The organism is Pseudomonas sp. BN102 (genome assembly GCF_029871245.1).
In the GTDB taxonomy this organism is placed as follows: domain Bacteria; phylum Pseudomonadota; class Gammaproteobacteria; order Pseudomonadales; family Pseudomonadaceae; genus Metapseudomonas.
This window is the reverse complement of record NZ_SSON01000017.1, coordinates 140,359-164,496: the sequence shown is the minus strand read 5'-3', so window position 1 is coordinate 164,496 and position 24,138 is coordinate 140,359. Positions and strand designations below refer to the sequence as shown.

Here is a 24,138-nt window from a genome sequence, read left to right as displayed (position 1 = left end):
CCAGAATTCAATATGAAATGATTCAACGCTGATCGCGCATCAGCTTGATAAGTTCGGGCCAGGCCTGCGGCGTATAGCCCGTGTCCCTGCGGAATCGCGAAGAATCCAGAGAGCGATCGATCTCCACCTGATCGTCACCCACTATTTCGATCTCCTTGCCATACACTTGGGCAACCAGGTTGAGCAGGGTGTACTTGTCGATCGGATCCACCGACACGTGGTAGAGCCCGCTCAATTGCGGTGCGGGAATCACATGGTCACGAATCACCTGCGCCAGCTCTACCGTGGGCAGTCCCGAGAAGATGGCCTTGCGATAACCCTTGACCCGCCCTTCCTGGGACAGGAACCAGTCGACCAGGGCGAAATTGCTTCCCAGTTCATGGCCGATGATCGAAGTCCGCAGGGTGATGGCGTGCGGCAGGTCATGCAATTCGCCAATGTACTTCGACTTGCCGTAGAGGTCCTCGGCATCGGACAGGTCGGACTCGACATACATGCCCTTGCGGCCGGAGAACACACAATCGGTGCTCACGTGGATCAGGCGGGCCCCAAGCAGTTGGCAGAGCTTGGCCAGCCGGTGCGGCAGCATGGCGTTGATCGGCAACGCCGACAGCGGGTCTTTGGCATCGGCCAGTTGCTTGATCAGGCCGACGCAGTTGACCACCACGTCGGGCTGCACGCGCGCCAGCGCATTGACCAGCCCGTCCTGATCGAGGACGTCCACCCCGGTCAGCAGTCGCTGCCGCTGGTCATCGGTGAAATGGCGCAGCGCGCCGGCGCTGCGCAAGGTCCCCCAGACCTCAAGCCCTTGAGCCTCGCGCAGCACCTTGAATACGTCATGCCCAAGCATGCCGGTGACACCCAAAACCAGCACTTTCATCTCTCAAACGCCCCTTGCTTCGGTTGCTCGCGACCCGAGGATCTCCACCAGTCGCTTCACCTGCCGATCCATGTCGAAATGTTCATTGAAGTAAGCCCGCCCTGACCGGCCTGCAGCCTCTCGCTCCGCCGGCGTCATCGCCTTGAGCGCCAGGATGCTGTCCGCCAGGGCCCGCGCATTTTCCGGCTCGCATATCCTGCCCGCACCAGCCTCTTCGACCACACGGGCGCCCTCGCCGCGCAACGAGGCGATCACCGGCCGACCGGCGGCGAGATAGGCCTGCACCTTGCTCGGAATGGTATACGCGAAAATCTCTTCGTCCCTGAGCGAAACCAGGAGCGCTGAGGCCCGCTCGAATATATGCGGCATCGTCGACATAGGGAAACGCCCGGCCAGCGTCAGGTTGTCCAGCTTGAGCGCTTGCTTCCGCTCGCGGACCCAGTCCAGCTTGCTGCCACTCCCGACCAGAACCAGCCTGAGCCCCTCCTCGGCCCTAAGCAGCTCGGCCGCGCCGACCAGAGTTTCGATGGCCTGGGCCGTTCCGATGTTGCCGGCGAAGACTACGCTGAAGCTCTGCTCCAACTCCCGGCAAAGCTCGTCCGGCACCGTCTCGGCAGTATCCACCGCAGGCTCTGCGGCAATGGAATTGGGGTAGTACACGAGCTTTTCGCGACGGGCATATCGAGCAACCGGGTCCGCGAAAGCACGCGACTGGATCAGCAGGGTGTCGCAGCATGCGTAAATGCCGCGCACCATCCAGCCGACCGCCTTGAGCACCTTGGGATTGCGCACGAAACCCGTGGCGGCGAGGCTTTCCGGCCAGAGGTCCTGGACCCAGACAGCCAGGTGCGCACGCTTGAGCCACTTCAGCAGAATCGCAGGTATGACCTGGGTAATCGGCGAGGGGGCAAAGACCAGGATCGCGTCGAACTTCCGCCCACGCAGCAGCCACGGCAAGCAAAGCAGGCCGGTCGCGACGAAGGACAGGTAGTTCAGGGCCAGATTCAAGGCACCGCCCTGCCCCCTGGGCCAGAGCGGAACACGCAGCAGTTCGACCGATTCTGCAAATCGCTCTCGTTGAATCCCCTTGGCCGTGTAGCCGGGGAAGACATCCCCATTGGGATAGTTGGGTTTTCCGGTAGCGACTACCACTTCATGGCCTTGTTCCACCAACTTGCGGACAAGGTCATTGATGATGAAGCTTTCCGGCCAGAAATACTGGGATACGAGCAGGAATTTCACGTCGGCCGGTTACATTATGTTGTTGACTTCGCTGATCAGGCTTTCGGCCTGAACGCTACGCCGGAACTGGTTGAGATAATCCATGTTCGGCTCGACCTTGCGCACGCCGGAGGCCAGCGCGTCGAGTACCCGCTTCTTGAGTTTGGCGACGTCGAAACCGTAGTGGTCACCGACCGCAGACTTGTCCAGCATTTCCGCCACCAGCATGTCGTCCGTGACACCGATAGCCATCACTTCAGTGCCGGAAATCAGATATTCGAATATCTTGCCGCTGACGACCCCGGTGGTAGAACCCACGTTACTGACAACCGGCTTCGAACCGAGGAAGAGCAGAAAGTCCGCATTCTTCTGCACACGCAGGATTTCCTGGCGGGGTACCTTTCCACAGAGATCGATGTAGTCCTGGACGACGGGATCGAAGGCCAACGGGAAGTTCTCGAGCGCCGAATAATCGCCGTAGAACTTCACGGACACGTCGCCGGAGCTGATCTTGCCCTCCTGGGCGAGTTCCTTGAGTGCCTGGAACAGCGGTGTGGGATCCTGCAGGCCTGGGAGAATGCTGCCGGCATAGACGATGTTGACCTCGCCCGCATTGCCCTCGACTTCGATGCTGCGAAAGACTTCGACTTCCCGGTCATCGAAGCCATTGGGGACCACCAAGTACTTCCTGTTGCCGTGCAGTTCCTTCAATTCTGAGATCAATGGCTCATTGATCGAAACGATCAGGTCCGCATTGCTCAGCACCAGCCTCTCGTGCCAGCGCTCGAAGACGCGGACCGGCGCGCAACCCGGAAAGATCGGATTTCCCGACCACAGGTCCCGGTAGTCCGCTACCCAGGGGATATCGCGATTGAAGAACTTGATCGCAGCCGCAGCGGAGTGGGCCGTATAGGAAGGCACAGTGGAAATCATGAAATCGAACTTGTTTTCCCTGGCCAGGGTCTTGCAGACGAACTGGGAGACCCTGGGCCACCACAACAGGCGCGGATCGAGGTAGTTGGACAGGAACTTCCTTTTCAGCCAGTACTGGAAATTGATCAGCTTCCTGACACGTCCCTTGGCGCCTTTGGAATATCCCTGTACGCCTCCGGACTGCCGCCCTCCGATGAAGAAAGGTGCCACCTGATGCACAGTCACATTGGCGTTGTCCTTCAGGTCTTTCGGCAACTCGCCCGAGTAGGGCATGGTCACCACATGGACCTTGTGGCCACGCTGCGACCAGTACTTGACGAAGGCATTGATCCTGAGCACTCCGACCGAGGTTTCCGGCCCGAAGTAACTGGATATCACAAGAATATTCATCAGAAGCTATGTTCCAGTCGAAATCAGATCAGCGAAAGGCATTGACGATAGCATCGATCACCAGGTCGGCGGCCTGGCCATTCCCGTACGGCGAGGCGCCCGGAACCCCCGGCGCGGGCAACACGCTGACCTTGTCCAGGAAGTCCGCAGCTTCGGGAGACAGCAAGGTATTCCACCCCAGCTCGACGAGTTCGACCCATTCGGTTTCATCACGCAGGGTCAGGCAGGGCACGCCATGGAAATAGGCTTCCTTCTGCACGCCGCCGGAGTCGGTGGCGACCAGGGACGCATGCTTCTCGAGCATCACCATGTCGATGTAGCCGAGGGGCTCCACGATCCAGACATTGCCAGGGACCTGCAAGCCGAAAGAAGCGATTCGCTGCTTGGTCCGCGGGTGCAGGGGCAGTACCACAGGGCGCGCCATTCTGGCGAACCCATCCAGGATCGAGCCCAACCGTTTGGCGTCGTCGGTGTTTTCCTGACGGTGCACGGTCGCCAGGACGAAGCTCTTTGAGGCCAGGTCGAGCCGCTCGAGAATCCTGCTCGTGCGCTCTGCCTTCTCGCCAAAGAACAGTGCCGCGTCGTACATGACGTCACCCACGTTCCGCACCCGGGGACCCGTAATCCCTTCCTTGGCGAGGTTCTCCACCGCGACATTGTTGGGCGTCAGCAGCAGCGAACTGATGTGATCGGTGAGTTGCCGATTGATTTCTTCGGGCATCCGCTTGTTGAAGGACCTCAGCCCCGCCTCCACGTGCACCACCGGAACATGAATCTTGGCCGCCGCCAGGGCCCCTGCCAGGGTGGAGTCAGTGTCGCCGTAGACCAAGGTGACATCAGGGCGCTCCTTGAGCATCACGGTCTCGATGGCTTCAAGCATCCGTCCAGTGTTCTGGCCGTGGGTGCCGCCACCTACGCCGAGGTTGTAGGCCGGCTCAGGGATATCCAGCTCCTGGAAGAACACATCGGACATGTTCGCGTCGAAGTGCTGGCCGGTATGCACCATGACTTCCGAGCAGGTCGCGGACTTGCGGATTACCCGGCTGACCGTGGCGGCCTTGATGAACTGGGGGCGGGCTCCAACAATGGTCAAGATTTTCACATACACCTCGGCAAAAACATAAAAGCGTTGACTGGAAGCACCAAGTTACAGCGGTCCCCATAAAATCGACCGCGGATAATCAGCCCCGATTCAGCACGAATTCCCCCCTCCCCGCCCCTCATCGGCTTTCTGGCAGGAGTGCCGGTGCGTGCATACCACCGGATATATCTCTTCTTCGCGTCTTGTAGTGCCTGACCTGAGCGATCGCACAGAACAGGAAAATCAGAATGAAACCGTTACTGGCCAGGTTTCCGACCAGGCCGGAAACGTAGAGACCAAAGGCAAACAGGGGCCATATGGCGTGCAGCGCCTCGTCGGTACTATTGGCGATCATCCTGAATATGACGCCGATGATCGCGGAAAACAGGACCACACCCATCATTCCGAAATTGACATAGGCATCCACGAAATAAACCGAGTTGGCCGAACCGGTACCCGTTTCCGTCTGCCCCCACTGGTATTCGAACACCAGGTGCTCGAACTCGACCCTTTCAAGCCCGAAGATTGCCGACAGCAGCGAACTGGTCGCGCCCATCAGGAGGTTGGAATGTAATCCTTCGGAGAAATAGGCCAGCGCGTCGGCGGCGGTGAATATTGGTACGGCAATAGCTCGCCAGGCAAGGTAATTCAATGTACCGACGGCTCGATACTGACCGGAGAAGAAGTCCCCGCTGCTCTCTTCGATACCGCTGCCAAAACCGGAAACGACCCCCAGGAAAATCACGATCGAAACGCACAGAGACGCGACAAAGACGAATGTTGAAAGCGAACCTGAGCGAACGCAGAAGGCGACATAAAGCAAGGGAATCATCGCCTTCAGGAAGAACACCTTCTCGATGAAGACGAGGCAGTACGCCAGAAAGGCGAAGAAGGCCAGCCAGCGCCACTTGAATTTTTCCAGGAAGAAATAGGCCAGGCAGTAGGGAATGAGGGCGCCGGTAAAAAGGCCATTGATATAGGGGAAAATCGCCTGCCAACCCTCACGGGCCTTGAGGAACTTCTCCCGCAGCACCACCAGGGTTTCCGGGTCCGCGCCGGCGAACCAGGCGAGCAGAGGAATCCCTTCGGCCGTCCCCAGCACCATCGCAGCAAAGCAGGCAAACAGGCCGAAGACGGCGAGAAATAGCAGTCCAACCCCCAGGATTATCTTGGGTCCGATGATCCGTTCGCGAATCAGCGAAACCTTTGAAAAGACGAAAACGGTGACCGAAGAAACCAGGGCCAGGAATGCGAGGTCGACAAAATAACCGTTGTCAGTACTGAAGTACGCGAACAACGCCCCGCCTCCATAACCCAATAGCAAGGCGAGCGAAAATATCGTCGCGGCGTATTGCGCCCTGAAGTACTTGAATACCTGAACCGACATATCGACCTCTATTCCACGAAGCTCAACGAGCCCACCAGCATTTCTTCAATTCACCATTTGGTACCACCTGCAATAGTTGACCCAGCGCCACACCTGCCAACTGAACGGGCGCCGCCCTGCCATGATCTCATCAAAACTCTCCAGTAGCCGGGCATGCTGCAGGAAAGGAATGTCTTCACTGCTGCGCAGCCACTCCCGGATCATCGGCGACACATTCATCAGCCACTCTTTCTCCGGCGTCGCGAAACCGATCTTGTCCTTACGATCTAGGACATGGTCGGGCACTATCCCGCGCATTGCGGCACGGAACACGCTCTTGGTCTCCCCTGCCGGCGAGATCAGGTAGTGCTCGGGGAGCCCCAGCAGGAGCTCGGCCATGGGCAGCGTCAGGAAGGGCACGCGGCTCTCGACGGAGAAGCGCATCGAGTTGCGGTCGGCATGACGCAGGAGTTCGGGCAGTCCACGGTGGCGCAGCGAGCTCAGCAAGCGCTCGATCACGCGGCGGCCACGGCCGTCCTGGCGAATGCCGTGCCGAGTCTCCCGCAGATTGACGCCGGACTCCCTGAGCATGTCGGCCTTGAGCCAGGCCGGCGAGTTGCTGTTACCCATGGTGCCTTTGGCCATGTCGTACAGACCATCAGGCATGACCAGTTGCATCAGGTGCATCCAGGCATGACGCTGACGGCGCCCCGGCCACTGGCTCCAGCGCCGCGCGAAACCCATGGCCTCGCCGAACTGGCCGCTCTCCAGCAGGCTGAGCAGACGCAGTCCAGGGTATCCCGAATAGCCGGCAAGCAGCTCGTCGGCGCCCTGGCCATCCAGGGTCACGGTGATGCCGGACTCCTTGGCTTTCTGGAACACCCGGTACTGGGCATAGATACTGGTACTCCCGAACGGCTCGCCCTGTACCCGGATCATGTCATCCAGGTCACGAACCAGCTCATCACCGGTGGCCACGAACTTGTGGGGAGTCGCCCCGACGTGCGCATTGATCTGGTCGACCCAGTGCTCTTCGGACAACGGACTCCCGTCGGCGATGAAGCTGAACGTGTGAATCGGGCTTTCCGGGTCCACATGACGCATGGCGCATACGACCGCAGAGGAGTCGATCCCGCCGGACAGCGCCGCCCCCAGGGGCACGTCGCTTCGCAGGTGGAGCCGGACATTGTCCAGAAACTGTTCGCGCACAGCCTCGGTTGCCTGGGCAAAGGTCAGCGAAGACGTCTGGACCGGGCTTGGCCGCCACCAGGGCGCCGGTTCCGCGAGCATGCCCGATTTGAGATCCAGCACCATCATGTGGGCCGGGGGAAGGTGGTAGGTACCCTCGACGAAAGTACGTGCCTGGCTGTCGTAGTCGGCATTGACCAGATAATCGTAACTGCGTTGCCAGTCGATCTTCGGCTTGTTCGGCAGCAGCGCAAGCAGCGCGGGCAGCTCGGACGCGAAGGCGAAGCGTCCCGGTGACCAGGTGTAGAAGAACGGCTTGATGCCAAATGCATCTCTCACGCAGGTAAGGGTTTCGGCATGCCGGTCATGGATCACGAAAGCGAACATGCCTTGCAGGCGAGGCAAGCAACGCTCGCCCCACGCGATCCAGGCCTGGAGCAGGACTTCCGTATCGGAGTCGGAATGGAACTGGACGCCTGTCGTGCGCAACTCCTCGCGCAATTCCCGGTAGTTGTAGATCTCCCCGTTAAACACGATTGCATAGCGGCCATCCCTGGAATACATGGGCTGATGGCCAGCAGACGACAGGTCGATGATCGAAAGCCGAGTATGACCGAGAGCCACAATGCCGTTCGACGCATTGTTCAGCTCGAAACCCTTATCATCCGGGCCACGATGATGCATGCGCCGAAGAGCGGCATCTAGCCTTCCCTCCACGCCCTGCTCTGCACCCTTCCAGTAGCCACCGACAATCCCGCACATAGTTGTTCTGTACTCAGTAGAAATCAGGACCTGGCGCTGTATTTCCTTGCATGCGCCAGAATTATCAATATCGAAGCTGCATATCCCACGACACCGACCATCGAGAAGCCGATGATGGCCGCAAGCGGGCTGCCGAGGTGGTAGCCATATAGAAGCACAGCCGTTTTTGCAAACAGCATGAAGAGATGGATAAACAGATTGATCTTTTGCCCATTGGTGGCCATGAGCACCATGGAGATGGGCGAATACAGGAACTGCACCGACAGCCCGAGCATCATCCAACTGGCATAGACACCCGACTCTTGCCAGGCTTCGCCGAATATCCAGGCGAACAGATCCCCGGCCCAGAAAAAGACGACGATCACCGGGACCAAGATGATCGCAGACAGGCCGGACACGATCTTCAGCGCCAGCCTGTCCAGCGTGCCATTCTTGAGTGCCTCGCGACTGCTGCCGAACAGGACCTGCCCCACCGCCTGGCCGAGCAACCCCATCGGCATCGACAGCACGCGCTCGGCCAGCATGTACAGACCTGCAATGAAAGGGCTGAACAGTGCCGCGAGGAGCACGTTCGGCAATTGCACGCTCAAGGCGTCTACGGTCGCAGCCGGCGCATCGTATTTCGGGAAGTGCCGATGCTCACGCAGGAGCGCTCGCGCCCGTGCCCCGCTTAACGACGCCAGGGAAAACCCTTCGCGCAGGCCCGAGCCCTTTGCCAAACGCGCGGCACCAGCCGTCTGCCCTATCACCTGACCGAGGATCAGGCCCAGGGCCCCGAGGCCAATTAGGCCAGTCACGACCTGAGTCGCCACGTTGGCAATGCTCTGCACGATCTTCGTACGCGCGATCACCGGATAGTCGCTGTTGCGCACCGCCCAGTAGCTCAGGGCCTTGTACGAGCCGGCGAAGACAATGGCGACCGGCAACAGCCAAAGGTAATCGGCCAGGCCCGGGTTCTTGGTCAGGCGAGCGATATCCTCCCGGAACACGGCGACCACGACGAGGGACACGGCAGCCATGACCAGGTTGATCGCCAGCGACAGATGCAACAGCAGCCGCGCATTCCAGGCGTGCCTGGGCAATGGAATGGCGATCTCGTACCTCAGGCTGGAAACCACCAGGACGACCGACATCACGGCGATGAACACCGCCAGCAGGCCAAACTGCTCCGGCGTGTAGAGGCGCGTGAGCAACGGGGTGGCCAGAACGAGAATGATCTGGCCTGCCGCCGTCGCTGACGCTAGCGTGAGTACCCCAGTCAGGAAGCGGTTGTTGAGCAGCCGGTCTTTCCAGCCCAGAACCTTTACTCCTTCCAACCGGAAAGCCCGCCCGCGACGATCTTCTGATCTTCCTCGCTGATGTAGGGGTGCATCGGCAGGCTGATGACCTGCTCGGCCACCGCATCACCCACCGGCAGCTTCACCTGGGCATCGGCCACGGCAGGCTGCTTGTTCAACGGGATGGGGTAATGCACCGCGGTCGGTACGCCGAGCCCTTTGAGGTGCTCCTGCACGGCCGCACGATTCGCCACCCGCACGGTGTACTGCGCATAGACGCTGAGGTTGTGCGCCTCGACGTACGGCGTGCTGGTTACCCCCGCCGCCGCCAGCAGCTCGTCGTAGTGGCGGGCCGCGACCTGGCGCAGGGTGATCTCCTCCTCGAAGATCGCCAGCTTGGGCAGCAGGATCGCCGCCTGCAGGGTATCCAGCCGACTGTTGACCCCGACGCGGATGTGGTGATAGCGGCGATCCTGGCCATGCCGTGCGATCTGCCGCAGCACCAGGGCGAGTTCGTCGTCGTTGGTGAAGATCGCCCCGCCGTCGCCATAGCAGCCCAGCGGCTTGCTCGGGAAGAAACTGGTGCAGGCGATGGTGCTGAGCCCGCAGGAACGCCGCCCCTTGTAGGAGGCGCCGAAGCTCTGCGCCGCATCCTCGATCACCGGGATGCCGTGCCGGGCCGCGATGGCATTGATCGCATCGAAATCGGCGCACTGGCCGTAGAGCGAGACCGGAATGATCGCCTTGGTACGCGGCGTGATGGCCGCTTCGAGCTGGGCCGGGTCGAGGTTGTAGGTCCGCGGGTCGACATCCACGTAGACCGGCTTGGCACCCAGCAGCGCGACCGTCTCGGCGGTCGCGATGTAGGTGAACCCCGGGGTGATGACTTCATCCCCCGGACCGATACCCAGGGCCATCTGGGCGATCTGCAGGGCATCGGTGCCATTGGCGCAGGAGATGCAGTGCTTGACGCCGACAAAGGCCGCCAACTTTTCTTCCAGCTCCGTCACTTCCGGGCCGAGGATGAACTGGCCATGGGCCATGACCCGCTGCACACCGGCATCGATCTGCTCCTTGATGCGGGCCTGCTGCGCTTTGAGATCAATGAATTCGATCATGAATTAAGCATCCAACTTGCTGATTTGCTTGCCATTGAGCCGGTAGCGGACGCCGCTGTGCAGGCAGCGGGCCTCGCCCTCCCCCTCCAGCGGCAGGTCCAGTTGCTCGCCGAATTCGCTCATCCAGCCGATCTGGCGCGCCGGCACCCCGACCATCAGGGCGTAGCCCGGGACATCCTTGTTGACCACCGCGCCGGCACCGACGAAGGCGAATTCGCCAATGGTGACGCCGCAGACGATGGTGCAGTTGGCGCCGAGCGTCGCGCCGCGCTTGACCAGGGTGTTGCGATACTCGCTCTTGCGCTCGATCAGCGAGCGCGGATTGTAGACGTTGGTGAAGACCATGCTCGGCCCACAGAACACGCCATCCTCGAGGGTGACGTTGTCGTAGACCGACACGTTGTTCTGGATCTTGACCTGGTCGCCGATCACGACCTGATTGCCGACGAAGACGTTCTGACCGAGCGAGCAGCCGCGCCCGATCCGCGCCCCGGCGCAGACGTGCGCGAAGTGCCAGACCCGCGAGCCCTCGCCGATCACCGCGCCATCGTCGACGATGGCGCTGGGATGTACCTGATAGCTCATGGCCGGCCTCAGAGGGTGAGGGTCTTGAGGAACGGATGCCCCTCGTCGTTCTGCGGCGTGCTCCGGGCGGCGGAACGGATGGTGTTCACCGTCTCGACGCAATGGCGCGCGTCCTCGATGCCGAAGCCGCGCCCGGCGAGGATTTCCTGGTAGCTGACCGTGTGCAGGTCGGTGAAGCCTTCGGAGAATTCCATCTCCTCGCCGTCCACCGTGATCGAACGGTAGGTAGGTTTCTTGCCCCTGACCGCCTCAGGCAGGTCCTGGGCGTCGATGGAAAGGAACCAGCGCACCCGCGCGCGCTCGTATTCCAGGTAACCGGCCGCCTTCTGCTCGTCGGCGAAGTGGACGACATTGCGCTGCAGCTTGCCGAAGATGAAGTGCAGCATGTCGTAGAAGTGCACACCGATGTTGGTGGCCACGCCGAAGGACTTGCGCGGGTCGCCCTTCCAGCTCTCCATGTACCAGCGGCCGCGGGAGGTGATGTAGGTCAGCTCGACGTCGTACTTGTGGGTATTCGCCGCGCTGCCCACCTTGTCCTTCAGCGCGAGGATGGCCTGGTGATGGCGAAGCTGCAGGATGTTGTAGACCCGCTGCCCGGTCTCACGCTCGACCAGGGCCAGTTCGTCGAGGACGTCCGGCGTCGGCACCAGCGGCTTTTCGCAGATGACATCGCAGCCCAGGCGCAGCCCGGCGGCGATGTGCGGGTGGTGCAGGTAGTTGGGCGAGCAGACGGCCACATACTGCAGCGCGGTCTGCGGATGGCGCTTCAGCTGCCAGGCATGTTCGTAGAAGCGCTCGAACTCGGTGAAGAATTCGCTCTGCGGGGAAATGCTGTCGATGATCCCGACCGAATCATTGATGTCGTAGGCAGACACCAGCTGGTTGCCGGTGTCCTTGATGGCACGCATATGGCGCGGGGCAATGTAGCCGGCCGCGCCGATCAGGGCAAAACGTTTCAAGGCGGAATACTCCACAGAAGAATCAGGCTTTGACGATGTGCGCCTGCGGGGCACGGTACTTCCCGCGGCTATCGACCAGGAGCCGGGCATGCTGGCGGATCAGTTCATAGTCAAAGCGGTCATGGTCGGTGGCCAGGACCACCGCATCGAAACTGGCGAGATTCTCCGCGGTCAGGGGTTCGCTGGACAGCTCGAAATGATGCTCGCGCATCTTCGGGAACACCGGCACATGCGGGTCGCTGTAGGCCACGACGCCGCCCTTGGCCTCGATCAGCTCCATGATCTCGACCGACGGCGATTCGCGCATGTCGTCGACGTTCTTCTTGTAGGCGATGCCGAGCACCAGCACACGGCTGCCCTTCAGCGCCCGGCCGCGGTCGTTCAGGCCGTCCATCAGCTTGCCGACGACATATTCCGGCATCGCCTGGTTGACCTCGCCGGACAGCTCGATGAAGCGGGTATGCAGGCCGTACTCGCGCGCCTTCCAGGTCAGGTAGAAGGGGTCGATCGGAATGCAGTGCCCGCCCAGTCCGGGGCCGGGGTAGTAGGGGGTGAAGCCGAACGGCTTGGTGGCGGCGGCATCCACCACCTCGAAGATGTCGATGCCCATCCGGTCGGCGACGATCTTCATCTCGTTGACCAGGCCGATGTTGACCGCGCGGTGGATGTTCTCCAGCAGCTTGGTCATTTCGGCGGCCTTGGTGGAGCTCACCGACACGACCCGGTCGATCGCCTGCTCGTACAGCGCCACGCCCACCGCCAGACAGGCTGGAGTGTGGCCGCCAATCACTTTCGGAATGGTGCGGGTTTCGAAATTCGGGTTGCCCGGGTCTTCACGCTCCGGCGAGTAGACCAGGAAGAGGTCCTCGCCCACGCGCAGGCCACCTTCCTGAACGCGCGGCAGCAGTTCTTCTTCGGTGGTGCCGGGATAGGTGGTGCTCTCCAGGGACACGACCTGGCCTTTGCGCAGGTACGGCTTGATGGCGTCCGTCGTATTGATGACGAAGCTCATGTCCGGCTCACGGTACTTGTTCAGCGGCGTCGGCACACAGAGGATCAGGGCATCACATTCGGCTGCCCGGGCAAAGTCGGCAGTCGCCTCGAAGCCGGTTTGCCGGGCCTGCGCAATCTTCTCTGCAGGAATATGCTCGATATAGCTTTGGCCCGCATTCAATTTGACGACTTTGCTTTCGTCGATATCGATGCCAAGCACGCGGAAACCGATGGCGTTATAACGCAGCATCAGCGGAAGACCCACATAGCCAAGACCAACAATGCCTACAAGTGCTTCCTTATTTTTAAATCTAGCGACACTTTCCTGCTTGATGCCCGACATCAGATAAAACTCCAGAAAATTCGAATTCAAGACCAAAGCAGAAGTAGCCGACCGAAACTGGCATAGGCGTCAACACCTACGGCACCGCCCCAATCCAGGCCCCTGCAAACCAACATGAATAGCCACCTGGCCGAAGCAGCCGCCTCCGCGCCGGGCTTCGGGGCATACGTCAGACAAAAGAAGCGCGCCGCCTCAACACGACCCGAGCCACAGCGAATATTCCACCCAGCATGCCGCCCAGGACCACCCCAAGGGCAATGATCAGGGTCTTCTTGGGCTTTATCGGCTCATCTGGCACCACAACGTCGCCGTCTTGGCGGAACACCCTGACCTTCGGGGACACAGCCGCGATGCTGGCATACAGCTCGTACTTCTCTTCAAGGCCACGAAGCGGGGAAATGAAAGGATCGTCAGACACCCTGGACTGCAGAGCGTTCAATTCTGCGCGCAACGCTTTCGAACCACGCATGTAGGTCAGGCTGCCGTCCATGATGGCGTTCAGTTGGTCGCTCGTCTGACCACTGAGCACCGGCGGCTTTACCAGCCCGACCGCCTCGGCCACCTTGAGCGATTCCTTCAATTGGATGATGCGGTCGTCACGACGGGCCTTGGCGGTCGCCCGCAGCGTTGCGATCTGCTGCTGCAGATTACTGGCGGCCACATCGACTTCACGTCGAGCGTCCTGGATCGCCTGCTCGAGCGACTCACCCGCCACCTGGTTGACGTAGGTGGTTATCCAGCCGCTGATCTGCTCCGGGTCCTCGCCCTGGACCACCAGGGAATAACGATCAGGGCGAAGCCTATCGGGCGCCACCACATTGAATTCCTTGAGAAAACGACTGTAGAGCTTTCCCCTTGAAACGCCATCTCGATCCTGCTCACGCAGGGAGGGCAGATAGACCGACTTGAAGAATCGACGAAGCGAATCATCGGACTCAAGATTGCGCGTAAAAACCGAATAAACATCACCAACCAAAAATGGAGCAAGACCGATCTGGCTTCGCCCAGAACTAAGGGGAGCGATATCACTCAGTGAGGGCGGCAAAAAAGATATTCTCGCCTCATAAACAGGCGAACTTAAATATGCATAGCCCGCAGCAATAAAACCACCAACGAATGCTGCCACCGAAATAAAGATTTTATATTTCCAGACAGATCGAACAAGTTCAATGAGATCAATTTCATTATATTGCTGATCACGGGCGGGATTAACGCTATCGTTCACTGCAGATCCATCTCTGTTCCGAATTGTTTATTTAGATAGCCTCCCCGCAACACGGGCTGCGTGCATGAAGCCAGAACGCGAAAACCAGACCATTCTGCCAAAGGATCAGGAGATTACAAGCATAACCCGCCGAGACCCCGGACCGACATGTTGATGTGGCACAACAGATCACCACAAAACACCACCTCGCACGATGAGCCAGCCCATGTGCGATGCCGCCAGCCGCGCATACCCCTCGGTACGTTATTCGTTGACGCGATCCCTGAGCTCCTTCCCCGGCTTGAAGTGAGGCACGTACTTGCCATCCAGGCGCACAGATTCGCCCGTCTTCGGGTTTCTGCCGACGCGCGGAGCCCGAAAATGGAGGGAGAAACTGCCGAAACCACGAATCTCGATACGATCCCCCGTCGCCAGCGCCTGCGACATTTGCTCAAGCATGGTCTTGATGGCGAGCTCTACATCCTTGGACGACAGCTGGCCCTGATGGGTAACAATTCGTTCGATCAACTCCGACTTGGTCATGGTTTTCCCTTCTAATTCAAGCGGCTAGATCAGCTCTATGAGTTTTTAGCACGCCAGGGAGGCTTTGAACAGCACAAATCCCTGAAGGGAAATCGCAGCCAACAAAAAGGGCGGCCTAGGCCGCCCTTCTTGCTGATGGAGCAGGGTGATTAGCCCTGGTTCTCCATCTGAGCACGGATCAGGTCACCAATGGTGGTCGGGCCGGTGGACTCGACTTCCTGCTTGCGCAGTTCCTTCATGGCGTCCTTCTCGTCATCAACGTCCTTGGACTTGATGGAGAGGCTGATTACGCGGCTCTTGCGATCGATGCTGATGATCTTGGCTTCGACTTCTTCGCCTTCCTTCAGCACGTTGCGCGCGTCTTCAACGCGGTCACGGCTGATTTCGGAAGCCTTCAGAACGCCTTCGATCTCGCCACCGAGGCTGATTACAGCGCCTTTGGCGTCAACTTCTTTAACGGTGCCGCGAACGATGCTGCCTTTCTCGTGCAGGGAGGCGTAGCTGGAGAACGGATCGTCTTCCAGTTGCTTGATACCCAGGGAGATGCGCTCACGCTCCGGATCAACGGAGAGGATGACAGTTTCCAGCTCGTCGCCCTTCTTGAAGCGGCGTACGGCTTCTTCGCCCACTTCGTTCCAGGAGATGTCGGACAGGTGAACCAGACCGTCGATGCCGCCTTCCAGGCCGATGAAGATACCGAAATCGGTGATCGACTTGATGGTGCCGGAGATCTTGTCGCCCTTGTTGAAGCGGCTGGAGAAGTCTTCCCACGGGTTGGACTTGCACTGCTTGATGCCCAGGGAGATACGACGACGCTCTTCGTCGATGTCCAGAACCTGAACTTCCACTTCGTCGCCAACCTGAACGACTTTCGACGGGTGGATGTTCTTGTTGGTCCAGTCCATTTCGGAAACGTGCACCAAGCCTTCCACGCCCTCTTCCAGCTCGGCGAAGCAGCCGTAGTCGGTGAGGTTGGTAACGCGGGCAGTAACGCGGGTGCCTTCCGGGTAGCGCGCCTTGATGGCGACCCACGGATCTTCGCCCAGTTGCTTCAGACCCAGGGATACGCGGTTGCGCTCGCGGTCGAACTTCAGGACCTTGACGTCGATCTCGTCGCCAACATTGACGATCTCGGACGGATGCTTGATGCGCTTCCAGGCCATGTCGGTAATGTGCAGCAGGCCGTCTACGCCGCCCAGGTCAACGAACGCACCGTAGTCGGTGAGGTTCTTGACGATACCTTTGACTTGCTGGCCTTCCTGCAGGGATTCCAGCAGAGCTTCGCGCTCGGCGCTGTTCTCGGCTTCCAGGACACTGCGACGGGAAACGACAACGTTGTTGCGCTTCTGGTCCAGCTTGATGACCTTGAACTCGAGTTCCTTGCCTTCCAGGTGGGTGGTGTCGCGCACAGGGCGCACGTCCACCAGGGAGCCCGGCAGGAACGCGCGGATGCCGCTGACGTCGACGGTGAAACCGCCCTTGACCTTGCCATTGATAACGCCTTTGACCACTTCTTCGGCGTTGAAGGCGGCTTCCAGAACCAGCCAGGACTCGGCGCGCTTGGCTTTTTCGCGGGACAGCTTGGTTTCACCGAAGCCATCTTCCACCGCGTCAAGCGCAACGTGGACCTCGTCACCCACCTTGATGGTCAGCTCGCCCTGTTCGTTGTAGAACTGCTCGACCGGGATGACGCCCTCGGATTTCAGGCCAGCATGGACGGTGACCCAGTCACCATCGATGTCGACCACGATGCCGGTGATGATCGCACCCGGCTGCATGTCGAGGGATTTCAGGCTTTCTTCAAAAAGTTCTGCAAAGCTTTCGCTCATGTTCATACCTGTAGTCAAAGGCCAGGAAAGGCCCTATTCCGCACTCCAGCCAATGCGGTCAAGTCATCAATAGAAGCGACGAGGATCGAAGCTGGTATCCTGCGTCGCCCCAGTGGCGCCACTCCCAGCCAAGGCCGACAGTGACGCAAATCTCAGGGTTGACACCGACTTTTTCAGCCTCCGGACGGAGGAATCGAGCCGATATAAGGACGGGAATGTTAGCAACGGGGCTGACGCCCGTCAATTCCGCGCCCCAAGCATTTCTTGAGGGTGCGGTACTCTACAGCAGACTGGCTCCGCTCTGGAGATGAAGCGCCAGGCGGCGCAGCATGGCGTCGCAGCCGGCGAGCTGCTCGAGGCTGATGAATTCGTCCGGCTTGTGCCCCTGATCCATGCTGCCCGGGCCACAGACCACGGTAGGAATACCCGCCTGGTCGAACAACCCGCCTTCGGTGCCGAAGGCCACGGTACCGAACTCCGTCGAACCACTGAGCAACGCCAGTAACTGCGCCGCCTCGCTATCCGCTGAAGTAGCCAGCCCAGGATAGGCGCTCAAAGGTTGCAGGCGAATGCCGGTGCCAGCCTGTACAGCGCGCATTTGCGGCAACAGCTCGGTTTCGGCGAACGACTGCAGTTCGTCGGCCACTTGTCGGGCGTCGAAGTCTGGCAGTGCCCGCACCTCGAAATCGAACTCGCATTCCGCGGGAACTATGTTCAGCGCCCGCCCACCTTTGATGGTGCCGGTCTGCACCGTGGAGAAAGGCGGATCGAAGCGCTCGTCGTGGCGCTCCGGCATTGCCAGTTCAGCCCCTATCTCCCCCAGCTTGCCGATCAGCCGCGCCGCGTATTCGATGGCGTTGACGCCGTAGGGTGCATAAGCCGAATGACAGGCGGCTCCTTGCACCTGGCAACGCATGGCCAGTTTTCCCTTGTGCCCGAGCACCGGTTTCAGCTCGGTGGGCTCGCCGATCAGACACAGCCGCGGCCTGTGCCGTCTTTTTTCCAGCTCGGCCAGCATGGGGCGTACGCCCAGGCACCCCACCTCCTCGTCATAGGAGAAAGCCAGATGCACCGGTATCGTCAGCGGCCGTTCGAGGAACGTGGGTACAGCGGCCAACACGGAAGCGATGAAGCCCTTCATATCGGCCGTACCGCGTCCGTACAGGCGCCCTTCCCTCTCCGTCAGGCGGAATGGCTCGATCGACCAGGCCTGGCCTTCCACCGGCACCACGTCCGTATGCCCGGAAAGCACGATGCCACCCCGGTCGCGAGGACCGATGGTGGCGAACAGGTTGGCCTTTGTGCGTTCCTGGTTGTAGAAAAGCTCGCTCTCCACCCCCCGCTCCGCCAAGTAGTCCCTGATGAAAGCGATGAGCTCGAGGTTGGAATCCCGACTGACGGTCGCGAATCCGATCAGCTGTTCCAACAGGAGGCGACTGGTCGACTCACTCATCGCCCGGCACCCCGTAGCTGGGCGCAGCGGTGGGGTCCAGCGCCCGGGTCAGGTAATCCTGCATCTGCGGCCGATAGGCCTGCCAGAGGCCGTCCAGTTGCCCGATGGGGTCCTCGTCCGCCCAGTCCACCCGCAGATCGACGATCGGCCAGGTGAGATCACCCACCACCTTCAGCGCCGCCGAATGCACCGGTCCGGCTTCGCCCCCGGCCGCCATGGCGGAGTGCATAGCCGCCAGCAGGCGGTCGGCGAGCAGCCCCGTCGCAGTCTCGAAGGCCTGCACCATGGCCTCTATTACCTGGGTCCCAGCCAGCAGGTTGCCGGCTGCGGCGCATTGCTCGCCGGCCACCGCATTGTGTACACCCAGTGCCTCGCTACCACTGAACAAAGCGACCCGGCCCTGGCTGTCGATCACCGTCACTTGCCGGTACTGGCTCCAGCCATTGCTGCTCAATGCCCGGTCCAGGGCTGCTGCAGGCTCCAGCTGTTGACCGTCGAGCAGGTCAAGGATCTGCGGCCCCAGGGCCGGCAGAGTGACGTTCTGGGTCGCCACGGCTCCGACCCCGGCCCGCACCCAAGGGCAACGGGCGCCGACGGCGATGCTGGACGAGCTGATGGCAATACCGAGCTGCCCGGTTTCAGGGCAACGACCGATGATGGAGAACGTCATAGCCTTGCTCCTTATGCCTGCGCCGGCTGCCAGTCGTCCGGGATCACCGCGATCACATCGATCTCCATCAACCACTGGGGCTGGCCCAGGGCCGAGACCACCAGACCAGTCGAAATGGGGAATACGCCCTTCAGCCACTTGCCCACTTCCTGGTAGACCGGCTCGCGATAGCGCGGGTCGATCAGATAGGTGGTGGTCTTGACGATGTGAGACAGGTCGCTGCCCGCCTCTTCCAGCAGTTGCTTGACGTTCCTCATCGCTTGCTCGGTCTGGGCACGCGGGTCTCCCAGCCCCACGAGGCGGCCTTCGAAATCGGTCCCCACCTGGCCACGCACATAGACGGTGTTGCCGGCGCGCACGGCCTGGCAGAGGTCGTTATCCAGCGTCTGGTTCGGATACGTATCTTTGGTATTGAACATGCGGATACGGGTATGAGTAGGCATCAACTTACTTCCATTATTCTGACTTGATGAATGTGCGAATCGGGGCATGTGCCTTCTGGACTGTTCTTTCGATCAGTCTTCTGCCTGGCGCTGCGAGGCATCGCGATAGGCGAGGTACTTGCGCTGCGTGGCGATATGGTCGGCAATGTGCTTGGCGTCGTGCCAAACGCCCCAGATGAACGTGGAACCACGACGCGACAGCCACGGCAGGCCCAGGAAATAGACGCCAGGCTCGGTCGAAACGCCGCGCTGATGCTGCGGTTTGCCCTTTGCGTCGAAGGCGTTGACATTCAGCCAGCTGTAATCGACCGCGTAGCCGGTCGCCCAGATGATCGCGGTAACGCCGGCCGCCACCAGGTCGAGCTCCAGAACGGGATTGGTCACGCAATCCGGATCCTGGTAGGTGGCACGGGCTTCAGGTTCCTCGGGAAGGTCGAGGCCATTGCGGGCAATATAGGCGTCAGCGGCGTCCAGCAGCGACAGGTAGTTCTCATCGCCCCGAGCGATGTTCTCGGCAAGATCCGATTGGAAGGCCACCACGCCATCATTGAACGACTTCGTCAGGCCGACGAGCGTTACTCCCTGGTGGGCAAGGCCCCGGAAGTCGACGGTATGGCCGCCACGGGCCCCGCTTACGGCGATGGTGACGTGTTCCTTGCCCGGCTGGGCGGCTTCCGCATCCCACAGGCCGAGCACACCCAGCCACCAGCAGAAGTCGCGGTTGCGATAGGCGCGTGGCGGGCGATCATGCGGTCCGACCGAGAGATAGACCTGCTTGCCGGCACGCTGCAGCTCGTCCGCGATCTGCACCCCGGACGAACCCGCTCCCACCACCAGCACCCCGCCTTCGGGCAATTGCTGCGGATTGCGATATTGCGCTGAGTGGATCTGGGTAAGGCGTTCGTCCTTGGGTGCGATCGGCGGAACGACAGGACGCTGGAAAGGTCCGGTTGCAGCCACCACGTGGCGGGCCCGGATCACGCCTTCGGAGGTTTCGATGGTGAACCCCGGCCGGTCGACGTTGCGGATCACCGACTTCACCTCCACACCGGTACGGATCGGGGCGTCGAACTTCTTGGCATAGGCTTCGAAGTAGGCCGCGACCTGATCCTTCGAGGCGAAGGCGTCGGGGGCCAGGCCGTCGAACTCCAGCCCCGGGAAGCGATCGTGCCAGGCCGGGCCATTGGCAACCAGCGAGTCCCAGCGCCCGGTGCGCCAGGCTTCAGCGATCCGATTGCGCTCCAGGACCAGATGAGGCACCCCGAGCTTGCTCAGGTGTTCACTCATGGCCACACCGGCCTGGCCGGCGCCGACCACAAGCGTATCTATTTCCGTCACGTCACCTGCCCTGCCTGTGCAGTTCTGAAAGGCGGGTTGATTCAGGTCGGTCATGGCTTGCCTCCTCTGATCCTGATCATTGTTGTTTTGCTGTTGCGGCTATCGTGGGTGTTGGCCGCATTCTGTTCAGAGGCAGGGATTCGCGAAATTATGATTTTTGTAGTCGCTGGCTAGGAAAAAGCTGCCCGCACGGAAAGCACGGGGCCCGCGTGGCAGAAGGCTTTGGATATAGGTTTTTTAGCTTCAGGCACGACAAATTAAATGGTTTCGCGAACCCCGCGGCGCTCGCAAAATCGGCCTCGCCAGTAACAGTAGTCGTGGCCTGGAGCCACGCCCATCCCGCTAGGTACCCGAGCGCTCCAGCATGGACCCGGCCGGACCGGGCGCCTCGACAACACTGAAGGCCTGCAGCACCACCACCCCGGCCACCAGCAGCAGGGCTCCCAGCGCCTTGCCCATATTCAGCGGCCGCTCCGGCAGCCCCATCAGGCCGAAGTGATCGAGGGCCAGCGACGCCAGCATCTGCCCCGCCACCGCCGCGGCGACGAAGCCGCTCACGCCCAGACGCGGCGCCAGGATCAGCGCCAGGGAAATGAAGCAGACGCCGTAGATTCCACCCGTCCACACCCAGGCCGGCGCCTTGGCGGCGAAGCCGAATGCCGGCATCGGTATCCGCAGCGCCAACAACAGCGGCAGCAATACGGCAATACTCACCAGCAGGGATACCAGGGTTGCCCAGAGCGGATGCCCCAGACCTCTGCCGAGCAGCGCATTGGCACCGGCCTGCAGGGGCACCACGGCGCCCGCAACGACTGCCAGCACCAGATAAAGAATGGATTGCATCGATGACATGACGGGTCCTCCGGAAACTTTTCCCTGGACTCTATGTAATAGATGGAACAAATTTAAATTCTTATTTCGTCTTGTGATCATGCAGAAAATGAATGATTTGCGCCGCATCGACCTCAATCTGCTGGTCGTGCTCGACGCCCTGCTGGCCGAGCAACACGTGACCCGTGCGGCGGAGCGGCTGCACCTGAGCCAGCCGGCGGTCAGCCACGCCCTGGGCCGTCTGCGCGACCTGCTGGGCGACCCGCTGCTGGTGCGCAGCGGCGGCGGCCTGGTACCGACTCCGCGCGCCCTGGAGCTGCAACGTCCATTGATTGAAACCCTGGCGCGGGTGCAGGCGCTGCTGGCTCCCAGCGGCTTCGACCCTGCTGCCTCCCGGCGCAAATTCCGCCTGGCCATGTCCGACTATGGCGCTGCCTGCCTGCTGCCGGCACTGTCCCGCGCCTTGCGGCGCGAGGCTCTAGGAATCGACCTGGAGATCAGCCAGGGCAGCCGCGAAGCCATGCTGGAACAATTGCAGAACGGCGAAATCGACCTGGCCGCCGGCGTATTCCCGGAACTGCCGGCCCCCCTGCGCAGCACCAGTCTCTTCGAGGAAGACTTCGCGTGCCTGCTGGAGCGCGCCAGTCTGCCCGCAGACGGCAGCCTCGACCTCGCCACCTACCTGGCCCGCCCCCATGTGCTGGTGGAGATGAGCGGCGGCGGTGCCGCCGAGATCGAGCGCGCCCTGACCCGGATCCGCGAGCGCCGCCGTATCGCCGTTCGCCTGCCCCACTGGAACGTGGCGCCGGAGCTGATCGCCGGCACCGACCTTATCCTCACCGTCGCCACTCGCGGCCTGCGCAAAGTAGAGGACCGCAGCCTGGTGATAGTGCCGCCTCCCTTCGTGCTGCCAGGCTTCGCCTTCGATCTGGCCTGGCACCAGCGCGGCACGGGCGACCCAGGGCTGGACTGGCTGCGCAGCCAGGTGCAGGCTGCGGCCACCTGAATCCCACTGATCGAAATCCATTTGCCGCGTACCGGTCGGGCCTGATATCTGTATAAATCCACAGTAATAGCCCGGCCGTCCTTATCCTCGCCATGCCCGCCGCCCTCGAAGATCCCTTCTACTACCTGCACAACTTCCATACCCTGCTCGACTGGATCGGCGAGCGTTACAGCGATCTGCTGACCGCCGAGGAGCAAGCCTTCATCGAAGGCTTCCGCGCCCTGCCCCGCGCCTCCCAGGCGTTGCTGGTGCGTATGGTGATGCGCAAGGGCACGCTGTTTCGCGCCAGCAAGCTGAACTACGCCGAGATCGGCGATACCGTCGACGCGGCAGCGCCACTGGTGGCCGTGGGCTGGGTCGATGCGGCGCCCGAGTTGGACGTGGTGCAGCTCTTCGGCCTGCTCACCCTGGGCGAAGTCGATGCCTGCTTCGGCAAGTCGCCGCGACGCAAGTCCGAACGCCTGGAGGCCCTGCTCGCCGAGCATGTCGAGCCACGCCCCTTCGCCGCCTGGTACCCGGCCAGCCGGGACTGCGTCTACGCCCTCGGCCTGATGGACATCTGCGACCGGCTGCGGCTGATGTTCTTCGGCAACCTCTATCAGGACTGGTCCGAGTTCGTCCTCGCCGACCTCGGGATCTATCAGTACGAGAAGGTGGAGATCGACGCCTCGGCGCGTGGCTTCCGCGAGCGCACCGACCTGGACTACTACCTGCGCCTGCACCACTGGCGCGAACGCTTCGACGCCGGCGAAGCGTTGGACGAACTGCTGCCGGCACTGCCCCTGGAGCCCCATCCCAACCCCTGGCTGGACGCACGGCGACGCAAGCTGCTGTTCCAGGTCGGCCAGCACTGTGAACGTGGCGATCTGCTGGAGGCGGCGCTTGGCTTGTACGGCCTCTGCGAGTACCCCGGTGCCCGGGTACGGCGCATCCGTGTGCTGGAGCGGCTGGGCGCCTGCGACGACGCCTTCGGCCTGGCGCAGCAAGCCTGCGCGGCTCCCGAGAGCGAAGAGGAGGAGCAGCACCTGGCGCGCATCCTGCCGCGCCTGCGGCGCAAGCTGGGCCTGCCCAAGGAGTCGCCGGCCGGCAGCGCGCCGGTACGGCGCATCGACCTGGTCCTGCCGCAACCGCAAGAGCCGCTGTCGGTGGAGCACGCCGTGCTGCTGCATTTCCATGAAGCAGGTGCGCCGGTGCACTACGTGGAGAACACCCTGCTCAACTCGCTGTTCGGCCTGCTCTGCTGGGACGCCATCTTCGCCGCCCTGCCCGGCGCCTTCTTCCACCCCTTCCACAACGGCCCGGCGGACCTGCTCAGCCCGGACTTCCATGCGCGCCGCGCGACCCTGTTCGACGCCTGCCTGGCGCAACTGGACAGCGGCGATTACCAGGTCAGCATCCGCCGCACCTACGCCGCCAAGCACGGCCTGCTGTCGCCCTTCGTCTACTGGGGCAACCTGGACGAGGAGCTGCTGGAGCAGGCCCTCGCCTGCCTGCCGGCCGCCCAGCTCAAGGCATGCTTCCAGCGCATCCTGGCCGATATCAAGGCCAATCGCGCCGGGTTGCCCGACCTGATCCAGTTCTGGCCAGAAGAACGCCGCTACCGCCTGATCGAAGTGAAGGGCCCCGGCGACCGCCTGCAGGACAACCAGTTGCGCTGGCTGGAATTCTGCGCCCGCCACGAGATCCCCGTGGACGTCTGCTACGTGCAGTGGGCACAGCCCTGAC

Annotated in this window: 21 protein-coding genes; 2 read left to right on the top strand and 19 right to left on the bottom strand. The window is 61.5% G+C overall.

Features of this window, described 5'->3' with window-relative positions:
* Window positions 1-22: 22 nt before the first annotated feature.
* The 19 genes from E8F12_RS01955 to E8F12_RS01865 form a co-directional block, all read right to left on the bottom strand.
* A complete protein-coding gene (locus E8F12_RS01955) occupies window positions 23-880 on the bottom strand; it encodes an SDR family oxidoreductase (RefSeq protein WP_280323608.1) in 858 nt (285 codons plus the stop codon).
* A 3-nt stretch (window positions 881-883) separates the two neighbouring features.
* Window positions 884-2,122: a glycosyltransferase family 4 protein gene (locus E8F12_RS01950; protein ID WP_280323607.1), complete on the bottom strand. Its 1,239-nt coding sequence runs from the start codon at window positions 2,120-2,122 to the stop codon at window positions 884-886.
* A gap of 9 nt (window positions 2,123-2,131) precedes the next feature.
* Window positions 2,132-3,424 (bottom strand): glycosyltransferase, encoded by a 1,293-nt coding sequence (locus E8F12_RS01945; RefSeq protein ID WP_280323606.1) that lies wholly within the window; start codon window positions 3,422-3,424, stop codon window positions 2,132-2,134.
* Window positions 3,425-3,452: 28 nt separating this feature from the next.
* Window positions 3,453-4,526, bottom strand: a complete 1,074-nt coding sequence (wecB, locus tag E8F12_RS01940; RefSeq protein ID WP_280323605.1) for a UDP-N-acetylglucosamine 2-epimerase (non-hydrolyzing) — start codon at window positions 4,524-4,526, stop codon at window positions 3,453-3,455.
* Window positions 4,527-4,644: 118 nt separating this feature from the next.
* Window positions 4,645-5,892, bottom strand: a complete 1,248-nt coding sequence (locus E8F12_RS01935; protein ID WP_280323604.1) for a hypothetical protein — start codon at window positions 5,890-5,892, stop codon at window positions 4,645-4,647.
* 45 nt (window positions 5,893-5,937) lie between these two features.
* The gene (gene asnB, locus E8F12_RS01930) at window positions 5,938-7,821 is read right to left on the bottom strand and encodes an asparagine synthase (glutamine-hydrolyzing) (protein WP_280323603.1); all 1,884 of its coding nucleotides are present in this window, start codon (window positions 7,819-7,821) and stop codon (window positions 5,938-5,940) included.
* Window positions 7,822-7,844: 23 nt separating this feature from the next.
* Window positions 7,845-9,137, bottom strand: a complete 1,293-nt coding sequence (locus E8F12_RS01925; protein WP_280323602.1) for an oligosaccharide flippase family protein — start codon at window positions 9,135-9,137, stop codon at window positions 7,845-7,847.
* Window positions 9,125-10,216 carry a DegT/DnrJ/EryC1/StrS family aminotransferase gene (locus E8F12_RS01920; protein WP_280323601.1) on the bottom strand — a complete coding sequence of 364 codons (1,092 nt, stop codon included), beginning with the start codon at window positions 10,214-10,216 and terminating at the stop codon, window positions 9,125-9,127. Before E8F12_RS01920 ends, E8F12_RS01925 begins: the two co-directional genes overlap by 13 nt.
* Window positions 10,217-10,219: 3 nt before the next feature.
* Window positions 10,220-10,801, bottom strand: coding sequence for a UDP-2-acetamido-3-amino-2,3-dideoxy-D-glucuronate N-acetyltransferase (gene wbpD, locus E8F12_RS01915; protein WP_280323600.1), 582 nt, complete (start codon window positions 10,799-10,801; stop codon window positions 10,220-10,222).
* Between the two features lie 8 nt (window positions 10,802-10,809).
* The gene (gene wbpB, locus E8F12_RS01910; protein WP_280323599.1) at window positions 10,810-11,760 is read right to left on the bottom strand and encodes a UDP-N-acetyl-2-amino-2-deoxy-D-glucuronate oxidase; all 951 of its coding nucleotides are present in this window, start codon (window positions 11,758-11,760) and stop codon (window positions 10,810-10,812) included.
* Window positions 11,761-11,782: 22 nt separating this feature from the next.
* The gene (wbpA, locus tag E8F12_RS01905) at window positions 11,783-13,096 is read right to left on the bottom strand and encodes a UDP-N-acetyl-D-glucosamine 6-dehydrogenase (RefSeq protein WP_280323624.1); all 1,314 of its coding nucleotides are present in this window, start codon (window positions 13,094-13,096) and stop codon (window positions 11,783-11,785) included.
* A 169-nt stretch (window positions 13,097-13,265) separates the two neighbouring features.
* The gene (locus E8F12_RS01900) at window positions 13,266-14,321 is read right to left on the bottom strand and encodes a Wzz/FepE/Etk N-terminal domain-containing protein (protein WP_280323598.1); all 1,056 of its coding nucleotides are present in this window, start codon (window positions 14,319-14,321) and stop codon (window positions 13,266-13,268) included.
* Window positions 14,322-14,564: 243 nt separating this feature from the next.
* Entirely contained in the window at window positions 14,565-14,843 is a 279-nt protein-coding gene (gene ihfB, locus E8F12_RS01895) for an integration host factor subunit beta (protein ID WP_226283900.1), read from the bottom strand.
* A 149-nt stretch (window positions 14,844-14,992) separates the two neighbouring features.
* Window positions 14,993-16,672 (bottom strand): 30S ribosomal protein S1, encoded by a 1,680-nt coding sequence (rpsA, locus tag E8F12_RS01890; RefSeq protein ID WP_044875460.1) that lies wholly within the window; start codon window positions 16,670-16,672, stop codon window positions 14,993-14,995.
* 280 nt (window positions 16,673-16,952) lie between these two features.
* The gene (argE, locus tag E8F12_RS01885; protein ID WP_280323597.1) at window positions 16,953-18,125 is read right to left on the bottom strand and encodes an acetylornithine deacetylase; all 1,173 of its coding nucleotides are present in this window, start codon (window positions 18,123-18,125) and stop codon (window positions 16,953-16,955) included.
* Window positions 18,118-18,795, bottom strand: a complete 678-nt coding sequence (locus tag E8F12_RS01880) for a DUF1028 domain-containing protein (RefSeq protein ID WP_280323596.1) — start codon at window positions 18,793-18,795, stop codon at window positions 18,118-18,120. The genes argE and E8F12_RS01880 overlap by 8 nt, the downstream gene beginning before the upstream one ends.
* A gap of 11 nt (window positions 18,796-18,806) precedes the next feature.
* Window positions 18,807-19,238, bottom strand: a complete 432-nt coding sequence (locus tag E8F12_RS01875) for a RidA family protein (protein WP_280323594.1) — start codon at window positions 19,236-19,238, stop codon at window positions 18,807-18,809.
* Between the two features lie 72 nt (window positions 19,239-19,310).
* Window positions 19,311-20,630, bottom strand: a complete 1,320-nt coding sequence (locus E8F12_RS01870) for an NAD(P)/FAD-dependent oxidoreductase (RefSeq protein ID WP_280323593.1) — start codon at window positions 20,628-20,630, stop codon at window positions 19,311-19,313.
* A gap of 288 nt (window positions 20,631-20,918) precedes the next feature.
* Window positions 20,919-21,428, bottom strand: coding sequence for a DMT family transporter (locus tag E8F12_RS01865; protein WP_280323592.1), 510 nt, complete (start codon window positions 21,426-21,428; stop codon window positions 20,919-20,921).
* A gap of 79 nt (window positions 21,429-21,507) precedes the next feature.
* Between E8F12_RS01865 and E8F12_RS01860 the strand changes: the two genes are divergently transcribed.
* Window positions 21,508-22,413, top strand: a complete 906-nt coding sequence (locus E8F12_RS01860; RefSeq protein ID WP_280323591.1) for a LysR family transcriptional regulator — start codon at window positions 21,508-21,510, stop codon at window positions 22,411-22,413.
* A 92-nt stretch (window positions 22,414-22,505) separates the two neighbouring features.
* A complete protein-coding gene (locus E8F12_RS01855) occupies window positions 22,506-24,137 on the top strand; it encodes a VRR-NUC domain-containing protein (RefSeq protein WP_280323589.1) in 1,632 nt (543 codons plus the stop codon).
* Window position 24,138: the final 1 nt, after the last annotated feature.

What these genes read in the sequence shown, in the direction of transcription:
- E8F12_RS01920 (WP_280323601.1), bottom strand. Translation starts at nt 10,216, where the DNA reads ATGATCGAATTCATTGATCTCAAAGCGCAGCAGGCCCGCATCAAGGAG.
- E8F12_RS01955 (WP_280323608.1), bottom strand. Translation starts at nt 880, where the DNA reads ATGAAAGTGCTGGTTTTGGGTGTCACCGGCATGCTTGGGCATGACGTA.
- wbpA (WP_280323624.1), bottom strand. Translation starts at nt 13,096, where the DNA reads ATGTCGGGCATCAAGCAGGAAAGTGTCGCTAGATTTAAAAATAAGGAA.
- rpsA (WP_044875460.1), bottom strand. Translation starts at nt 16,672, where the DNA reads ATGAGCGAAAGCTTTGCAGAACTTTTTGAAGAAAGCCTGAAATCCCTC.
- wbpD (WP_280323600.1), bottom strand. Translation starts at nt 10,801, where the DNA reads ATGAGCTATCAGGTACATCCCAGCGCCATCGTCGACGATGGCGCGGTG.
- asnB (WP_280323603.1), bottom strand. Translation starts at nt 7,821, where the DNA reads ATGTGCGGGATTGTCGGTGGCTACTGGAAGGGTGCAGAGCAGGGCGTG.
- E8F12_RS01945 (WP_280323606.1), bottom strand. Translation starts at nt 3,424, where the DNA reads ATGAATATTCTTGTGATATCCAGTTACTTCGGGCCGGAAACCTCGGTC.
- E8F12_RS01880 (WP_280323596.1), bottom strand. Translation starts at nt 18,795, where the DNA reads ATGACGTTCTCCATCATCGGTCGTTGCCCTGAAACCGGGCAGCTCGGT.
- E8F12_RS01865 (WP_280323592.1), bottom strand. Translation starts at nt 21,428, where the DNA reads ATGTCATCGATGCAATCCATTCTTTATCTGGTGCTGGCAGTCGTTGCG.
- ihfB (WP_226283900.1), bottom strand. Translation starts at nt 14,843, where the DNA reads ATGACCAAGTCGGAGTTGATCGAACGAATTGTTACCCATCAGGGCCAG.
- E8F12_RS01875 (WP_280323594.1), bottom strand. Translation starts at nt 19,238, where the DNA reads ATGCCTACTCATACCCGTATCCGCATGTTCAATACCAAAGATACGTAT.
- E8F12_RS01860 (WP_280323591.1), top strand. Translation starts at nt 21,508, where the DNA reads ATGCAGAAAATGAATGATTTGCGCCGCATCGACCTCAATCTGCTGGTC.
- argE (WP_280323597.1), bottom strand. Translation starts at nt 18,125, where the DNA reads ATGAGTGAGTCGACCAGTCGCCTCCTGTTGGAACAGCTGATCGGATTC.
- E8F12_RS01855 (WP_280323589.1), top strand. Translation starts at nt 22,506, where the DNA reads ATGCCCGCCGCCCTCGAAGATCCCTTCTACTACCTGCACAACTTCCAT.
- E8F12_RS01935 (WP_280323604.1), bottom strand. Translation starts at nt 5,892, where the DNA reads ATGTCGGTTCAGGTATTCAAGTACTTCAGGGCGCAATACGCCGCGACG.
- E8F12_RS01870 (WP_280323593.1), bottom strand. Translation starts at nt 20,630, where the DNA reads ATGACCGACCTGAATCAACCCGCCTTTCAGAACTGCACAGGCAGGGCA.